The following is a 14,453-nucleotide window of genomic DNA, read 5'->3' as shown; positions in this document are numbered from 1 at the left end:
CATGGCCAAGAAAGAACACGTTTCCGAGACCCAAGCCACCCAGCTGCTCAAGGCGAACAAGGTGGCTTTCACCGAACACCCGTATGAGTACCTGGAGCACGGAGGCGCCATGCACAGCGCTGAGGTACTGGGCCTGGACCCGTTCACCGTGGTCAAGACCCTCGTCATGCAGGACCAGGACGCCAAGCCACTGCTGGTGCTGATGCATGGCAATCGCAAGGTCTCTACCAAGAACCTCGCACGCCAGATCGGCGCCAAGTCGGTCGAGCCCTGCGCGCCCGAGGTGGCCAACCGGCACAGCGGCTACCTGGTGGGCGGCACGTCTCCGTTCGGCACGCGGCGCACCATGCCGGTCTATATCGAAGAAACCATCCTCGCGCTGCCCCGCATTGCCATCAATGGCGGGCGCCGGGGCTTTTTGGTGCAGTTGGACCCGCAGGTGTGCGTGCAGCTGCTGGGCGCCAAACCGGTGCAGTGCGCGCTGGCAGAATAGGCCGCCGCGCGATACAGCCCGTCAGAAGGCTGACCATTAGATTTCCAAGGAGTTGCTTTGACCGCCGTCTATCCCGTTCTTGCCACTGTGGCCGCCTACCTGTTGGGCTCGCTGTCGTTTGCCGTCATCGTGACGCGCGTCATGGGCCTGAGCGATCCGCGCACCTATGGCAGCAAGAATCCCGGCGCCACCAATGTGCTGCGCTCGGGCAGCAAGGCAGCTGCCATCGTGACCTTGCTGCTGGACGCGATGAAGGGCTGGCTGCCGGTGGCGCTGGTGATGTGGTTTGGTCATCCCTATGGGTTGGAGGACGGCACTGTTGCGCTGGTGGGGCTGGCTGCTTTCCTGGGGCACCTGTGGCCGGTGTTCTTCCGGTTTCAGGGTGGCAAGGGCGTGGCGACGGCGCTGGGCGTGCTGGTGGGCATCAGCGGCTGGCTGGGTCTGGCCACGGCGGCCACCTGGCTCATCATTGCGTTCTTCTTCCGCTACTCGTCGCTGGCCTCGCTGGTGGCCGCTGCGTTTGCCCCGGTGTACTACCTGATGGTGGATGGCGTGGTCTGGTATGCCGAGGGCACGATTGCAGCCTCGATCGTGGTCATGGCGCTGTTGCTGGCCTGGCGGCACCGCGAAAACATCCAGCGCCTGATTGCGGGCACGGAATCGCGCCTGGGCAGCAAAAAGGCGAAACCTGCCGAGGGTGAAGAGAGCGCCAAGGCAAAGCCGAAAGCAAAGCCCAAGGCCAAACACTGAATGTAGCCATGCGCCCGGTTGGGCGCTTGCCCTGCTGCGTCAGAGCGCTCCGGGCGCGGTCACCAGCCCGCGCAGCCCCGCGCCGTGCTGCGCGGCGTATAGCCCCAGACGCACCATGGTGCGGTGGTTCAACTCCAGGCTCACGGCGGACCGGGCCAGGGCCGACTGGATGCGCGGCTTGCCGCTCGCGGTCTGGTACAGGCTGGGCTGGCTGCGGTGGTTGCCGGTGTTGTCCAGCAGGCTGGCCACCAGCGGGTGGTTGGCCTTGTCGCTGCGGCGCAGCACGATGGCGGTCTCTCCGTTGTCCAGTTTGACAAAGGTACCTGGGGGGCACAGGCCGATGGACCGCACCAGGGTGTAGCTGACCTCATCGCGTTGGTCCACCTCTTGCCCCACGATGGCGCGCACCGAATCGGTGGCGCTGCGCCCGGCGCGGGATTTGCGCGGGCTGATCATGGCGGCATACCGGTCGATGGTGCCGAGGATGCGGGTGAGCCGGTCGATCGGCTCCTGGTTGGCCAGGGGTACGCGCTCTGCAATGCTGGCATGGTGTTGCCCCACCACGTCCAGCCAGAGAGGATCGTTGATGAACAGGCGCTCCAGCAGCAGCATGCTGTCTTCGGGGTGGCTCTTGATGGCCTCCTGCTGCTCGGTGGAGGGGCGCTCGCGTTGCACGGCGAGTTCGTCTTGCAGGGTTGTCATGCCAATGTTCATCGTGAGTGCGGCCCGCACCAGGCTGTCGCGCTCACGCTGCGGCAGTTTGAGCTCCAGCGCCATGATGTGGCACAGCGTGCCACACACCAGCGCGTGCGATGCGCTGTAGCCCACGGTGGATGTGGACGCATGCTGGAACATCAGGTACAGCGCCGCGTCGATGTCGTGCGCCACCAGATCTTGCAGCCAGGCATCAAACTGCCGTACCTTGCCCGGAAAATCCTGCACCTGCAGCGGCCGGCTCAGCAGGACCGACAGGGCCGACTCCAGGTCGGACCAGAGGCTGAGCAGGTCTTCGTACTCCCCTTCGGAGTGGGCGTGGGTGGAGGCTGGGTGTGCGGACATCGTCGGTGTCAGTGGCGCTTTTCCAGCACCATCTGGTCGTTGGTGCGGGTCATCTGGAACTCGTTCAGGAAGCTGTTACCCAGTAGCACGAAAGGCATGGGCTGCGAGGTGATGATGGCCTCCACCCCAAAGACTTCGACGTCGCCAATGCGGATGGAGTCGAGCTTCATGCGCCAGCCCTGGGCGACACCATTCGCAGTGTTCACGCGCACCGGCTGGCCGCTTTGGTAGTTGAGGCCCATGCGCTCCGCATCGGGCCGCCCGATGGCGACGGTGGAAGCCCCGGTGTCCACCATGTACTGCATGACCTGGCCGTTGATGGTGCCGCTGTTCACAAAATGCCCTCGGCCATCCGCCACCAGCAAAATGCGTTTGCCGCTGCCACTGCGTCCGCCCACGCTCACGGGCGCCTCGCCCATCCGCAGCGTGCGCCGTGCGCCCTGGATCTCGACGGTGGCCTCGTCCTTGGCGACGGCGATGACTTTCACACCCTGGAACTCATCCCCCGCGCCCACCGCCTTGGGCGGGCTGGCGTTCACCACGAGCAGTGCCTTGCTACCCAGCACACCCGCCAGCGCCACGGCCTGCGCATGTGCCCATGTGGGGCCAAGCAGCAAACCGATCCACAGGGCCACGAGGTGCAGATACCGGCGCGGTGCATGCAGGAGCCGCTGCGCAAGGGTCGCCCCGCTGCGCTGGTGGCATCCCCCTGCCCGCAGCGCTCCGCGCTGCGAGAGCGGGGGGCCGGCCCGCAGGGCTGCACGGGGGTGTTGCTTCATATCAGTCGCGGAAGTTGTCGAACGACAGCGGCACGTCTGTCACATCCTTGCGGATCAGGGCCATGGCGGCCTGCAAGTCGTCGCGCTTGGCGCCGGTCACGCGCACCTTGTCTTCCTGGATGGCACCTTGCACCTTGAGCTTGCTTTCCTTGAGCAGCTTCTGGATCTTCTTGGCCAGCTCGCTCTCGATGCCGTTGCGCACCTTGATGACTTGCTTGACCTTGTCGCCGCCCATTTTCTGCACGTCACCCATGTCCAGAAAACGCACGTCCACATTGCGTTTGGTGAGCTTGTTGCGCAGCACGTCTTCGATCTGGGTGAGCTGGAAGTCGGCGTCGCCGATCAGCGTGATCTCCTTGTCCTTGATCTCGATACTGGCGGAGGTGCCTTTGAAGTCGAAACGGGTAGTGATTTCCTTGGCGGTGTTCTCGACCGCGTTTTTCACTTCGACCAGGTTGGCTTCGCAGACGGTGTCAAAAGATGGCATGGTGGGTCTCTATCTCGGGGAAAACAGGTGCAGATAAGGGGGCTGATCGCAGGGGGCCAAAAGGCCGGGTGCGACAATCGGGCCAATGGTAGTCGAGAAAAACGCCCCTTTACAGCCCTGCAACACCTTCGGCATTGCCGCGCGCGCTCAAACCTTGGTGCGCGTGCGTTCGGTGGATGACGTGTACGCTGTGCTGGCTGACCCCCAGCTCGCGCCCGCACCGAAATTTGTGCTGGGGGGCGGTAGCAACATCATCCTGACCGGTGATGTGAAGTCCGTCGTGCTCAAGATGGAAATCAAGGGCCTGCGCCTGGTGGAGGAAACCCCCAAGGCCTGGATCGTGGAAGCGGGCGCTGGCGAGGTCTGGCACGACGCCGTGGCCTGGACACTGGCGCACGGCTATCCCGGGTTGGAGAACCTGGTCTTGATCCCGGGCACCGTGGGGGCGTCACCTGTTCAGAACATCGGCGCCTACGGGGTGGAGCTGCAGGACCGTTTCGAGTCGCTCGACGCCATCGATCTGGCCACGGGCCAGTCGTTCAGCCTGGATGCCGCGCAGTGCGGCTTTGGCTATCGCGATTCGGTCTTCAAGCATGCACCCTCCGAGGCGCAGGACGGCAGCGGGCTGCCGCGCGGCATGGGGCTGGCAGGCCGGGCGGTGATCACGCATGTGCGCTTTCGGCTGCCCAAGCCCTGGAAGCCGGTACTGGGCTATCTGGACCTGGAGCGCCGTCGCGCCGAGGCAGGGGTGGAGCACCCCAGTGCCGGGCAGATTTTTGACTGGATCTGCGACATTCGCCGCGCCAAACTGCCCGACCCTACTGTGGTGGGCAACGCAGGCAGCTTCTTCAAGAACCCCACCGTGTCGCCGGACCAGTGCGCCGACATCATCGCCCGCGAGCCCAAGATCGTGCATTACCCCATGCCGGACGGCAGCATCAAGCTGGCCGCGGGCTGGCTGATCGATGCCTGCGGCTGGAAGGGCAAATCCATCGGCAAGGCCGGGGTGTACGAAAAGCAGGCCCTGGTGCTGGTCAATCGGGGGCAGGGCGCTGACAGCGTGACGGGGGGCGAAGTGATGACCCTGGCCAAGGCCATCCAGACCAGTGTGTACGAGCGCTTTGGCATCCGGCTGGAGCCCGAGCCGGTGGTGGTGTAGCGCGCGAAGTGTTTTGCGGCCCCTGTGCCTAGGGCGTGCATGTGTAGCGCCTGCCCCGATACGGCAATGAAAAAGCCACCCCATGGGTGGATTTACTCATTTATTGATAGCTGCCAAGGCATATCGCACTAGCGCTATCAGCCATTTTCATCTCAGAAAAACTGTCAAGGCGCTCCCGGCGGCACCCGGGAGACTTCTGACAGCTGAGGGCTTCTTCAGGGCTTACTTGCGGTCGTTTTCCAGCTGGGCCAGGGCGGCATTGCCTCCCAGCGACAGCAGACCGGCGCGCGAGTACACGCCCAGTTTGCCGCGCGTGTCCACGATGTCCAGATTGCGCATGGTGAGTTGACCAATGCGGTCCAGCGGCGAGAACGGCGCGTCTTCGACCTTCTCCATCGACAGGCGCTCGGGGTGGTACGTCAGGTTGGGCGACTCGGTGTTCAGCAGCGAGTAGTCGTTGCCACGGCGCAGTTCCAGCGTCACGGTGCCGGTCACGGCGCGGGCCACCCAGCGCTGGGCGGTTTCGCGCAGCATGATGGCTTGCGGGTCGAACCAGCGGCCCTGGTACAGCAGGCGGCCCAGCTTTAGGCCGTTCATGCGGTACTGCTCGATGGTGTCCTCGTTGTGAATGCCGGTCACCAGGCGTTCGTAGGCAATGTGCAGCAGGGCGAGGCCGGGGGCTTCGTAGATGCCGCGGCTCTTGGCCTCGATGATGCGGTTCTCGATCTGGTCGCTCATGCCCAGGCCATGGCGGCCGCCGATGCGATTGGCTTCGAGGATCAGTTCGACCGGGTCGTTGAACTCCACGCCATTCAATGCGACGGGCTGGCCTTCTTCAAAGCGCACCGACACTTCCTCGGCCTTGACGGCGACTTCTTCCTTCCAGAACGCCACGCCCATGATGGGGTTGACGATGCGGATGCCGCTGGACAGGAACTCCAGGTCCTTGGCCTCGTGCGTGGCGCCCAGCATGTTGCTGTCGGTGCTGTAGGCCTTCTCGGCGCTCATCTTGTAGCCAAAGCCAGCCTGCGTCATGAACGCCGACATTTCCGCACGGCCGCCCAGCTCGTCGATGAACAGCTGGTCCAGCCAGGGCTTGTAGATCTTGAGCGAGGGGTTGGTGAGCAGGCCGTAGCGGTAGAAGCGCTCGATGTCGTTGCCCTTGAAGGTCGAACCGTCGCCCCAGATGTGGACGTCGTCTTCCTTCATTGCGGCCACCAGCATGGTGCCGGTGACGGCGCGGCCCAGGGGCGTGGTGTTGAAGTAGGTCAGGCCGCCGGTGCTGATGTGGAAGGCGCCAGCCTGCAGGGCGGCAATGCCTTCGTGGGCCAGCTGCGTGCGGCAGTCCACCAGGCGGGCCTTCTCGGCGCCGTATTCCATGGCCTTGCGCGGGATGGCGTCGTAGTCGGGCTCGTCAGGCTGGCCCAGGTTGGCGGTGTAGGCGTAGGGCACGGCGCCCTTGAGCTTCATCCAGTGCAGTGCGGCGCTGGTATCGAGGCCGCCGGAGAAGGCGATGCCGACCTTTTGGCCGAGGGGGAGGTTCTGGAGGATGGTTGCCATGGAATCTTCTTCAAAAATGATAGCTACCAGCGCATTTTGGACTAGCGCTAGAGGCCAAAATCAATCAAATTTCAGCCCGAACATCTCAGCCGAAATGGCAGATGTAGTGATAGGCCTCGGTCACGCGGATGTCGAACTTGGAGTTGCCGGGCACGCTGAACTTTTCGCCTGCGGACGATTTCACCCACGCATCCGTGCCTGCCAGCTTGTATTCGCACGAGCCTGCGACACATTCCATGATTTCAGGCGCGCCAGTGTTGAACGTGAGCGTCGCGGGCAGCACCACACCCACCGACTTCTTCGTGCCGTCCGGGAAGGTGATGCCGTGGCTCACGCACTTGCCGTCAAAGTACACATTGGCTTGGGTGGTGACGGACACGCCGTCGATTTTTTCGGTGGTCATGGAATGCGCGGGTAGGAATGGAGGAAACCCGCGATTTTAGGGCAGGGTGCTGACGCCTCGGACTGCGGGCGCCAACGAAATCCGTGCCTTCGACTGCTTGTGCCAAGAAAAAGAGCCCCGAAGGGCTCTTGGTCACTGGCTGGGCAGCTTGGCTGCCGGCGCTTAACGCCAGTAGGGGTTGCGGTGGTGCGGGTAGTAGGGGCGTCCGCCGTCGTAGCCATATTCAATCACCGTGACCGGGGGCGTCACGTAAGTGGGTGGTGCCTGGTACACCGGCTGCACGGGGTAGGTGGAGGTCACCACACCCGGCTGGCTGTAAACGCCTTGGGCCGCGTATGGGTCAGGCTGGGTCGAATAGGTCTGGCCAGCGGGCTGCACGTTCACCGCAATCCAGCGGCCTGGGTCGTTCTGGGTACGGGTGGTGTACTGGCGGCCTGCGTATTCATAGACCACGTCGTAGCCCACCGTGCGGTTCTCGTAATACGTCTCGGTGGTACAGCGCTGCACGTTCTGGTACTGCGGCTGGCCGTTGCCTTCGATCTGGTTGCCCACCACTGCGCCACCCAGCACCCCGATGGCTGTGGCTGCGGCGCGACCGCTGCCCCTGCCAATGGTATTGCCCACAGCGCCACCGGCAATCGCGCCAATCACAGCGCCTGCGCCCGTCGTGCGGTTGCCGTTGTAAACGGTTTCATTGCCACACACCTGCTGCGGAACGCCGACTTGCTGAATGATGGGCGTGGCAGACAGCACACGGCCTTGTTCCTGGGCGCTGGCCACGACGGCGACGGCGGCCAGGGCAGAAAAAATCACGATCTTTTTCATGGAGAAACTCCTTTCGGGTCGGTACATAACGCACCAGACTGCAGAAAAGTTTAGGGCCGCCTGGTCAACCCGGGGCCCGGACGCCGTAAATCTGCGTAAAGATTTGTGCGATTTTCCCGCGTTCCCCGTCCTAAGTCACCCCTTGGATGCGCCATCCGGTCCAGCGGGCCACTGGTCCGGCACAAATCCGATGGTGACATGCAGGCCTTTGGCGTCCTGCCACTGAACCACCGGCCTTTTGATCACGCTGGGTTGCTGCTGAACCAGTGCGCTGGCGCTCGCATCGTCCAGCACCGCTGCCTGCGTTGCCGCATCGAGCTTGCGCCAGGTGGTCCCCTGGCGATTGACCAGCTTTTGCCAGCCGACCGCCTTCAGCCAGACCGGGAGTTGGTCGGCCGGAACGCCCTGCTTTTTGAAGTCATGAAACTGGACTTCCAACCCTTGCTCTGCAAACCAGGTCCGGGATTTTTTGACGGTATCGCAATTGGGGATGCCGTAAACGGTGATGACGGTGTTCATGCCGCGCATCATCCTCGAAATCGAGGGGGTGAATGCGGGCTCGGCGACAATCCCGGGCTGTATGCAAACCAAACCCCACACCCTGGAAGGCTGGCTGCGCCACTGCGAGCAGCTGCACCCCCGCAACATTGACATGGGCCTGGACCGGGTCGCTGAAGTCGCGCGCCGCATGGCGCTGCGTTTCGAGTGCCCAGTAATCACGGTGGCGGGCACCAACGGCAAGGGATCGACCTGCGCAATGCTCGAAGCGGTGGCGCTGCAGGCGGGTTACCGCACGGGCGTGTACACCTCGCCGCACCTTGTGCACTTTGAAGAGCGCTGCCGCGTGCATGGCGAAATCGTCCCAGCGGCAGATCTGGTGCCCCATTTCGAGGCGGTGGAGGCTGCCAGAACACAGAACGGCAACGAGGTGTCGCTCACGTATTTTGAGTTCACCACCCTGGCCATCCTGCGGCTCATGAGCCATGCCTTGCTGGATGTGGCGATTCTTGAGGTCGGCCTGGGTGGGCGCCTGGACGCCACCAATGTGATCGACACCGACTGCGCCATCATCACCAGCATCGACATCGACCACACAGAGTTTCTGGGCCCGGACCGCGAGAGCATTGGCCGGGAAAAGGCCGGCATCATGCGTACCGGCAGGCCGGTCATCGTGAGTGACCCGATGGCGCCCCAGAGCGTGGTGGACCACGCGCGGGAGATCGGCGCAGATCTGTGGAGTTTTGGGCGCGATTTCAACTTTTCGGGCGACAAGCAGCAGTGGAGCTGGGCTGGCCGGGGGCGGCGTTATGCCGGGCTGGCTTATCCGTCCCTGCGCGGGGCCAACCAGCTGGTGAACGCATCGGGTGTGCTGGCCGCTTTTGAGGCATTGCGTGACCGCCTCCCCGTCACAGCGCAGGCAGTGCGCAACGGCATGGCCCTGGTGGAATTGCCGGGGCGGTTTCAGATCGTACCGGGGCAGCCAACGCTGGTGCTGGATGTGGCGCACAACCCCCACTCCGTGGCGGCGCTCACGGCCAATCTGGATGCGATGGGGTTCTTCCCTACCACCCACGCGGTGTTTGGTGCCATGGCGGACAAAGACCTGGCGCCGATGCTGGCCAAAGTGGGGCCGCTGGTGGACCGTTGGTATTTCACCGATCTGCCCACTCCCCGTGCAGAGTCGGCCGCCGTGTTGCAGCAAAAGTGGAATGCGGTGCACATGGTGGCGGGCGGTCGCCGGGACGTCAAGTCCAGCTTGCATGCCGACCCGCTGCAGGCCCTGCACGCGGCGGTGGCTGCTGCAGACCCCGCTGATAGAATCGTGGTCTTTGGCTCGTTCTTTACAGTGGGTGGGGTGTTGATCAACGGAACACCTCGCTTGCACGCCAAACATCTGGGCGCCTGAGCGCCTCACGAGTCCTTAGTCCATGGCATTTTTCAAGTTCCGGTGGCCCGGTCAGGGTGAGCAGCAACAGGCCGAAAAGCCGTCCAAGCGCTCGCGCACCCCACAGGCTGAGAGCATCGAAGTGATGCGCCGCCGCGCCCGGCATCGTTTGATTGGCGCAGCGGTGCTGGTGCTGGTGGGGGTCATTGGGTTTCCGCTGCTGTTTGATACCCAGCCACGGCCCATTCCCGTGGATATTCCCATCGAGATCCCGGACCGCAACAAGGTCGCGCCGCTGGTGGTGCCTGCGCCCGTGGTCGATGCCGCCACGGCCAAGCCTGCAGCACCCGCCGCCCCAGAGCAGGCTCCCGCAGCTGCAGCACAACGGCCTGCACCTTCGCGCACGGCTGCGGCCAATGGTCTGGCGGACGGGGAGGAGCTGGTGCCCAGCGCCCGTCCCGCAGCAGCCAAACCTGCGCCAGCCCCTGCAGCCGCACCCGCCAGGCCCGAGGTGAAACACGAGGCCAAGCCGCCCGTGGCCCCAGCGCCTGCTCCTGCGCCCGAGCCCAAGCCTGTGCGCGCGGACGACTCGGCGCGTGCCCGTGCTTTGTTGGAAGGCCGCAGCACTCCGGCGCCAGCGGCAGCGGGTGCCGAAGAGGCGCGTTTCATCGTGCAGGTTGGCGCCTTCGCAGATGCTGAAAAGGCCCGCGAAGCCCGTACCAAGGTGGAACGGGTGGGCCTCAAGACCTATACGCAAGTGGTGGACACCAAAGACGGCAAACGCACCCGGGTGCGTGTCGGCCCGTTCACTAATCGAGCAGAGGCGGACAAGGCGGCGGCACGCATCAAGGCGCTGGACCTGTCGGCCTCTGTGCTGACCCTGTAAGCGTTGCTGATCGGGCTACCGTTTGTCCATGGCTGCGCTGGATTGGGTGTTTGTGGCTGTGTTGCTGGCCTCCATGCTGATTGGTGCGTGGCGTGGCCTGGTGTTTGAAGTGCTGTCGGTTCTGGGCTGGGTGGTGTCGTTTTTTGTGGCGCAGTGGTTTGCAGCTGATGCCGCGGCCTTGTTGCCCATGGGCGGTTCGGGCGATTCACTGCGATATGCAGCCGGTTTTGTCGTGGTGTTTGTGGCTTCAGTTTTCGCTTGTGGTTTTCTGGCCTGGATCGCCAAAAAACTGGTGGAGGCGGTAGGGCTGCGCCCTGCCGATCGCACCTTGGGTGCTGTGTTTGGCGTGCTGCGCGGTTTGGTTTTGCTGCTGGCGGTGGCCGTGGTGGCGGGCATCACGCCTGTGCACGAGGCGCAGTGGTGGCAGGAGTCGCAGGGTGCACCGGTCTTGACCGAGGTGCTCAAGGGGTTGAAACCGGCGCTGCCGGACGAATTTGGAAGGCATCTGCCTTCGTGATATCGAAGCGGGAGCGGCCAGAAGCTGCTGCCGTTGGATGACCGCGGGGCTGTTCCCGCAAATGGATGGAATACAACTATGTGTGGAATCGTCGGCGTCGTCAGTCCTGCGCCTGTCAATCAGCTGATCTATGACGCTTTGCTGCTCTTGCAGCATCGTGGCCAGGATGCTGCTGGCATCGTGACCCAGCAGGGCCGCAAGTTCTTCATGCACAAGGCCAAGGGCATGGTGCGGGACGTCTTTCGCACGCGCAACATGCGCGCTCTGCCGGGCAATGTGGGCTTGGGCCAGGTGCGCTACCCCACCGCCGGCAATGCCTACAGCGAAGAAGAGGCGCAACCGTTTTACGTCAACGCCCCGTTCGGCATCGTGCTGGTGCACAACGGCAATCTGACGAACGCCCGCGAACTGCGCACGGAGCTGTTCCAGACAGACCATCGCCACACCAACACCGAAAGCGATTCAGAAGTTCTGCTGAACGTGTTTGCGCACGAGCTCGAACGCGCCACGCGCGGTGTGCCGTTGCAGCCCGAGGACGTCTTCACGGCCGTGCGTGCGGTGCACAAGCGCATCAAGGGTTCGTATGCCGTGATCGCGCTGATCGCAGGCCACGGCCTGCTGGCCTTCCGCGACCCGCATGGCATTCGCCCGTTGGCCATGGGCCGCAGCCAGGACGGCACCGTGATGGTGGGCAGCGAGTCGGTGGCGCTGGAAGGCACCTCCCATGTGTTCGACCGCAATATCAACCCAGGCGAAGCGATTTTCATCACGCTCGATGGCCAGGTTCACGCCAGCCAGTGCGCTGAGAACCCGCAGCTCAATCCATGCATCTTTGAGTTTGTGTACCTTGCGCGGCCTGATTCGGTGCTTGACGGCATCTCGGTTTATCAAGCCCGTCTGAACCTGGGTGAAGCCTTGGCCAAACGCGTGGTATCCACCGTGCCGCCCAACGAGATCGACGTGATCATCCCCATTCCCGAGTCCAGCCGCCCCAGCGCCACCCAACTGGCACATCTGTTGGGCGTCCCGTATCGGGAGGGCTTCGTCAAGAACCGCTATGTGGGCCGCACCTTCATCATGCCGGGGCAGGGCGTGCGCAAAAAGTCGGTGCGCCAAAAGCTTAACGTGATCGGCAGCGAGTTCAAGGGCCGCAACGTGCTGCTGGTGGATGACTCCATCGTACGCGGCACGACCAGCCGCGAGATCGTGCAGATGGCGCGCGATGCGGGAGCCCGCAAGGTGTACCTGGCCAGCGCGGCGCCGCCTGTGCGCTACCCCAACGTGTATGGCATCGATATGCCCACCAGCAGCGAACTGGTAGCCCACGGCCGCACGGTTGAAGAGATCCGCCAGGCCATTGGCTGCGACGCGCTTATCTACCAGGATGTGGATGGCATGAAGAAGGCGGTGGGCGCGCTCAATAGCGCCATCGTTGGTTTCGATGCGTCGTGTTTTGATGGCGTGTACGTGACGGGCGACATCACCGCAGAAGGGATTGCCAGCCTGAACGAAGGGCGTGTGGGCGCGGAGGAGGGCGAGGAAGACACCTCGCGCCTTGCTTTGCCCAATGCGCAGGAAGCGTAGCCAAGGACTGGCGCAGCCACCGCTGGCTATCGCACGGGATGCTGGGCCTCCAGTGGAACGGGCGAGGCTTTAGCAGGGCCGGCTGCGCCCGACGACGGATTGACCCATTTTGGAACTGGCCCCGTTGAGGGCCAGCATTGATTGTTATGACTGAAACCATTGCATCCAGCACGGGCCGCGTACGCACCCGTTTCGCACCCTCGCCCACGGGGTTCATCCACCTGGGCAACATCCGCTCGGCCCTGTACCCCTGGGCGTTTGCCCGCGCCACGGGCGGTGACTTCATTCTGCGCATTGAAGACACCGACCTGGAGCGCTCCAGCCAGGCGGCGGTGGACGTCATCATCGAGGGCATGGCTTGGCTCGGTTTGAACCACGACGAAGGCCCGTTCTATCAGATGCAGCGCATGGACCGTTACAAGTCCGTGCTCGCAGACCTGCAGGCCGCAGGGCACGTGTATCCGTGCTACATGAGCGTGGCAGAGCTGGATGCCCTGCGCGAGCGGCAGATGGCTGCCAAGGAGAAGCCCCGCTACGACGGCACGTGGCGCCCCGAATCGGGCAAGACCCTGCCAGCCATTCCCGAGGGCGTGCAGCCCGTGCTGCGCTTCAAGAACCCGCAAGGTGGCGTGGTGGCTTGGGACGACAAGGTCAAGGGCCGCATCGAGATCAGCAACGATGAGCTGGATGACCTGGTCATCGCGCGCCCGGATGGGACGCCCACCTACAACTTTTGCGTCGTTGTGGACGATATCGACATGGCGATCACACATGTGATCCGCGGTGACGATCATGTGAACAACACACCGCGCCAGATCAACATCTTCCGCGCCCTGGGCGAGGAACCTCCGGTGTATGCCCACTTGCCTACGGTGCTGAACGAGCAGGGCGAGAAGATGAGCAAGCGCAATGGCGCCAAGCCTGTCACGCAGTACCGTGATGAAGGCTATTTGCCAGATGCCATGGTGAACTACCTGGCCCGCTTGGGCTGGAGCCACGGCGATGATGAGATATTCAGCCGCGAGCAGTTCCTGCAGTGGTTCAACCTGGACCACCTGGGCCGCAGCGCGGCGCAGTTCGATGAAGCCAAGCTGCGCTGGGTGAATGCCCAGCACTTGAAAGCCATGGCCGATGATGCGCTGGCGGCGCTGGTTGCTCCGCAATTGCAGGCCCGCGGTGTCTCGGCCGAGGCACTGGCCGATGGCCGTCTGCCTCGCATCTGCGCGCTGTTCAAAGATCGGTGCGACACCACCGTCGTGCTCGCCAACTGGGCGCAAGTTTTTTATGGCGATGTGTCGCCCGTCGATGCAGAGCGCGCGCAGCATGTCACCGACGCCATTGCTCCTGCTCTGGACGCGCTGGCCGATGCGCTGTCTGGGTGTGAATGGGACAAGGCTTCCATCAGTGCGGCGTTCAAGCAGGTGCTGGCTGCCCAGGGCCTGAAGATGCCTCAGTTGGCGATGCCCGCGCGCGTGCTGACGGTCGGAACCGCACACACTCCGTCGGTCGATGCCGTGCTGGAATTGGTCGGACGTGAAAAAGTTGTAGCGCGTTTGCGAAACCGCTAAAAATCTGTCTATAATTCAAGGCTCAGGTGATGACAACAAATACTAAGTGTTTGAGGTCATTTAGTGGGGGTATAGCTCAGCTGGGAGAGCGCTTGCATGGCATGCAAGAGGTCATCGGTTCGATCCCGTTTACCTCCACCACACAGCTTGATAACGGTTAGTTCTAAGGTTTTGACCCTATCGTCTAGAGGCCTAGGACATCACCCTTTCACGGTGAGTACCGGGGTTCGAATCCCCGTAGGGTCAAGCGAAAAGCTGCCTGCCAGGAGTGGTAGTTCAGTTGGTTAGAATACCGGCCTGTCACGCCGGGGGTCGCGGGTTCGAGTCCCGTCCACTCCGCCAGTTATCAGCCGTTGCAAATCTTGAAGATGCAACGGTTCTCTTTGGTGCAAGCCAGAGAAGTTTTGGGGGGTATAGCTCAGCTGGGAGAGCGCTTGCATGGCATGCAAGAGGTCATCGGTTCGATCCCGTTTACCTCCACCAAATTTGTCAGTAGTA

General features: G+C 63.2%; 15 protein-coding genes and 4 tRNA genes. 12 read left to right on the top strand and 7 right to left on the bottom strand.

Features of this window, described 5'->3' with window-relative positions; all coding sequences use genetic code 11:
- Position 1 precedes the first annotated feature (1 nt).
- Together ASD94_RS17510 and plsY are read left to right on the top strand one after the other, a co-directional pair.
- The gene (locus tag ASD94_RS17510; RefSeq protein ID WP_056063754.1) at positions 2–493 is read left to right on the top strand and encodes an aminoacyl-tRNA deacylase; all 492 of its coding nucleotides are present in this window, start codon (positions 2–4) and stop codon (positions 491–493) included.
- 57 nt (positions 494–550) lie between these two features.
- Positions 551–1,243, top strand: coding sequence for a glycerol-3-phosphate 1-O-acyltransferase PlsY (gene plsY / locus ASD94_RS17505; RefSeq protein WP_015014476.1), 693 nt, complete (start codon positions 551–553; stop codon positions 1,241–1,243).
- Positions 1,244–1,282: 39 nt separating this feature from the next.
- On the opposite strand, the gene ASD94_RS17500 is transcribed toward plsY, so the two are convergent.
- Genes ASD94_RS17500 through ASD94_RS17490 form a run of 3 tightly spaced genes read right to left on the bottom strand, consistent with a single transcriptional unit; the run spans position 1,283 to position 3,568 of the window.
- Positions 1,283–2,302: an HD-GYP domain-containing protein gene (locus ASD94_RS17500; protein WP_056645510.1), complete on the bottom strand. Its 1,020-nt coding sequence runs from the start codon at positions 2,300–2,302 to the stop codon at positions 1,283–1,285.
- An 8-nt stretch (positions 2,303–2,310) separates the two neighbouring features.
- On the bottom strand, positions 2,311–3,081 hold the full coding sequence (locus ASD94_RS17495; protein WP_235510699.1) for a TIGR02281 family clan AA aspartic protease: 771 nt from the start codon (positions 3,079–3,081) through the stop codon (positions 2,311–2,313).
- A 1-nt stretch (position 3,082) separates the two neighbouring features.
- A complete protein-coding gene (locus tag ASD94_RS17490) occupies positions 3,083–3,568 on the bottom strand; it encodes a YajQ family cyclic di-GMP-binding protein (protein ID WP_056645506.1) in 486 nt (161 codons plus the stop codon).
- Between the two features lie 85 nt (positions 3,569–3,653).
- Here ASD94_RS17490 and murB point away from each other — a divergent pair, with 85 nt between their 5' ends.
- Positions 3,654–4,727 (top strand): UDP-N-acetylmuramate dehydrogenase, encoded by a 1,074-nt coding sequence (gene murB, locus ASD94_RS17485; RefSeq protein ID WP_056645503.1) that lies wholly within the window; start codon positions 3,654–3,656, stop codon positions 4,725–4,727.
- Positions 4,728–4,949: 222 nt separating this feature from the next.
- Here the strand turns inward: murB and argG are convergent, their stop codons facing one another.
- The 4 genes from argG to ASD94_RS17465 form a co-directional block, all read right to left on the bottom strand.
- Complete coding sequence (argG, locus tag ASD94_RS17480) at positions 4,950–6,287, bottom strand: argininosuccinate synthase (RefSeq protein WP_056645500.1); 1,338 nt, start codon at positions 6,285–6,287, stop codon at positions 4,950–4,952.
- An 85-nt stretch (positions 6,288–6,372) separates the two neighbouring features.
- Positions 6,373–6,690 (bottom strand): pyrimidine/purine nucleoside phosphorylase, encoded by a 318-nt coding sequence (locus ASD94_RS17475; protein ID WP_015014470.1) that lies wholly within the window; start codon positions 6,688–6,690, stop codon positions 6,373–6,375.
- A gap of 162 nt (positions 6,691–6,852) precedes the next feature.
- Positions 6,853–7,515, bottom strand: coding sequence for a glycine zipper 2TM domain-containing protein (locus ASD94_RS17470; protein ID WP_056645497.1), 663 nt, complete (start codon positions 7,513–7,515; stop codon positions 6,853–6,855).
- Positions 7,516–7,650: 135 nt separating this feature from the next.
- Entirely contained in the window at positions 7,651–8,043 is a 393-nt protein-coding gene (locus tag ASD94_RS17465) for an arsenate reductase (protein WP_056645975.1), read from the bottom strand.
- Positions 8,044–8,095: 52 nt separating this feature from the next.
- On the opposite strand from ASD94_RS17465, the gene folC reads away from it, so the two are divergent.
- From folC to ASD94_RS17420, 9 genes are all read left to right on the top strand, one after another.
- The gene (folC, locus tag ASD94_RS17460) at positions 8,096–9,421 is read left to right on the top strand and encodes a bifunctional tetrahydrofolate synthase/dihydrofolate synthase (protein ID WP_056645494.1); all 1,326 of its coding nucleotides are present in this window, start codon (positions 8,096–8,098) and stop codon (positions 9,419–9,421) included.
- Positions 9,422–9,443: 22 nt separating this feature from the next.
- Positions 9,444–10,286 carry an SPOR domain-containing protein gene (locus tag ASD94_RS17455; protein WP_056645491.1) on the top strand — a complete coding sequence of 281 codons (843 nt, stop codon included), beginning with the start codon at positions 9,444–9,446 and terminating at the stop codon, positions 10,284–10,286.
- A 28-nt stretch (positions 10,287–10,314) separates the two neighbouring features.
- Positions 10,315–10,803 carry a CvpA family protein gene (locus tag ASD94_RS17450; RefSeq protein ID WP_056645488.1) on the top strand — a complete coding sequence of 163 codons (489 nt, stop codon included), beginning with the start codon at positions 10,315–10,317 and terminating at the stop codon, positions 10,801–10,803.
- Between the two features lie 78 nt (positions 10,804–10,881).
- Positions 10,882–12,387 (top strand): amidophosphoribosyltransferase, encoded by a 1,506-nt coding sequence (gene purF, locus ASD94_RS17445; protein WP_056645485.1) that lies wholly within the window; start codon positions 10,882–10,884, stop codon positions 12,385–12,387.
- Between the two features lie 146 nt (positions 12,388–12,533).
- On the top strand, positions 12,534–13,955 hold the full coding sequence (gene gltX / locus ASD94_RS17440) for a glutamate--tRNA ligase (protein WP_056645482.1): 1,422 nt from the start codon (positions 12,534–12,536) through the stop codon (positions 13,953–13,955).
- Between the two features lie 65 nt (positions 13,956–14,020).
- Positions 14,021–14,096 (top strand) — tRNA-Ala (locus ASD94_RS17435).
- 32 nt (positions 14,097–14,128) lie between these two features.
- Positions 14,129–14,201, top strand: a tRNA-Glu gene (locus ASD94_RS17430).
- A gap of 19 nt (positions 14,202–14,220) precedes the next feature.
- Positions 14,221–14,297: transfer RNA gene (locus ASD94_RS17425), tRNA-Asp, on the top strand.
- Between the two features lie 65 nt (positions 14,298–14,362).
- Positions 14,363–14,438, top strand: a tRNA-Ala gene (locus tag ASD94_RS17420).
- Positions 14,439–14,453: the final 15 nt, after the last annotated feature.

The organism is Acidovorax sp. Root70 (assembly GCF_001428225.1).
Classification (GTDB): Bacteria; Pseudomonadota; Gammaproteobacteria; order Burkholderiales; family Burkholderiaceae_C; genus Acidovorax.
Note: the sequence above shows the minus strand (reverse complement) of the source record. Positions and strands in the feature narration are given on the sequence as shown.

Excerpts from the sequence above, each read along its gene's own strand:
- gltX (WP_056645482.1), top strand. The coding sequence starts at position 12,534 with ATGACTGAAACCATTGCATCCAGCACGGGCCGCGTACGCACCCGTTTC.
- ASD94_RS17465 (WP_056645975.1), bottom strand. The coding sequence starts at position 8,043 with ATGCGCGGCATGAACACCGTCATCACCGTTTACGGCATCCCCAATTGC.
- murB (WP_056645503.1), top strand. The coding sequence starts at position 3,654 with ATGGTAGTCGAGAAAAACGCCCCTTTACAGCCCTGCAACACCTTCGGC.
- purF (WP_056645485.1), top strand. The coding sequence starts at position 10,882 with ATGTGTGGAATCGTCGGCGTCGTCAGTCCTGCGCCTGTCAATCAGCTG.
- ASD94_RS17495 (WP_235510699.1), bottom strand. The coding sequence starts at position 3,081 with ATGAAGCAACACCCCCGTGCAGCCCTGCGGGCCGGCCCCCCGCTCTCG.
- folC (WP_056645494.1), top strand. The coding sequence starts at position 8,096 with ATGCAAACCAAACCCCACACCCTGGAAGGCTGGCTGCGCCACTGCGAG.
- ASD94_RS17500 (WP_056645510.1), bottom strand. The coding sequence starts at position 2,302 with ATGTCCGCACACCCAGCCTCCACCCACGCCCACTCCGAAGGGGAGTAC.
- ASD94_RS17470 (WP_056645497.1), bottom strand. The coding sequence starts at position 7,515 with ATGAAAAAGATCGTGATTTTTTCTGCCCTGGCCGCCGTCGCCGTCGTG.
- argG (WP_056645500.1), bottom strand. The coding sequence starts at position 6,287 with ATGGCAACCATCCTCCAGAACCTCCCCCTCGGCCAAAAGGTCGGCATC.
- ASD94_RS17510 (WP_056063754.1), top strand. The coding sequence starts at position 2 with ATGGCCAAGAAAGAACACGTTTCCGAGACCCAAGCCACCCAGCTGCTC.
- ASD94_RS17455 (WP_056645491.1), top strand. The coding sequence starts at position 9,444 with ATGGCATTTTTCAAGTTCCGGTGGCCCGGTCAGGGTGAGCAGCAACAG.
- ASD94_RS17475 (WP_015014470.1), bottom strand. The coding sequence starts at position 6,690 with ATGACCACCGAAAAAATCGACGGCGTGTCCGTCACCACCCAAGCCAAT.
- ASD94_RS17450 (WP_056645488.1), top strand. The coding sequence starts at position 10,315 with ATGGCTGCGCTGGATTGGGTGTTTGTGGCTGTGTTGCTGGCCTCCATG.
- ASD94_RS17490 (WP_056645506.1), bottom strand. The coding sequence starts at position 3,568 with ATGCCATCTTTTGACACCGTCTGCGAAGCCAACCTGGTCGAAGTGAAA.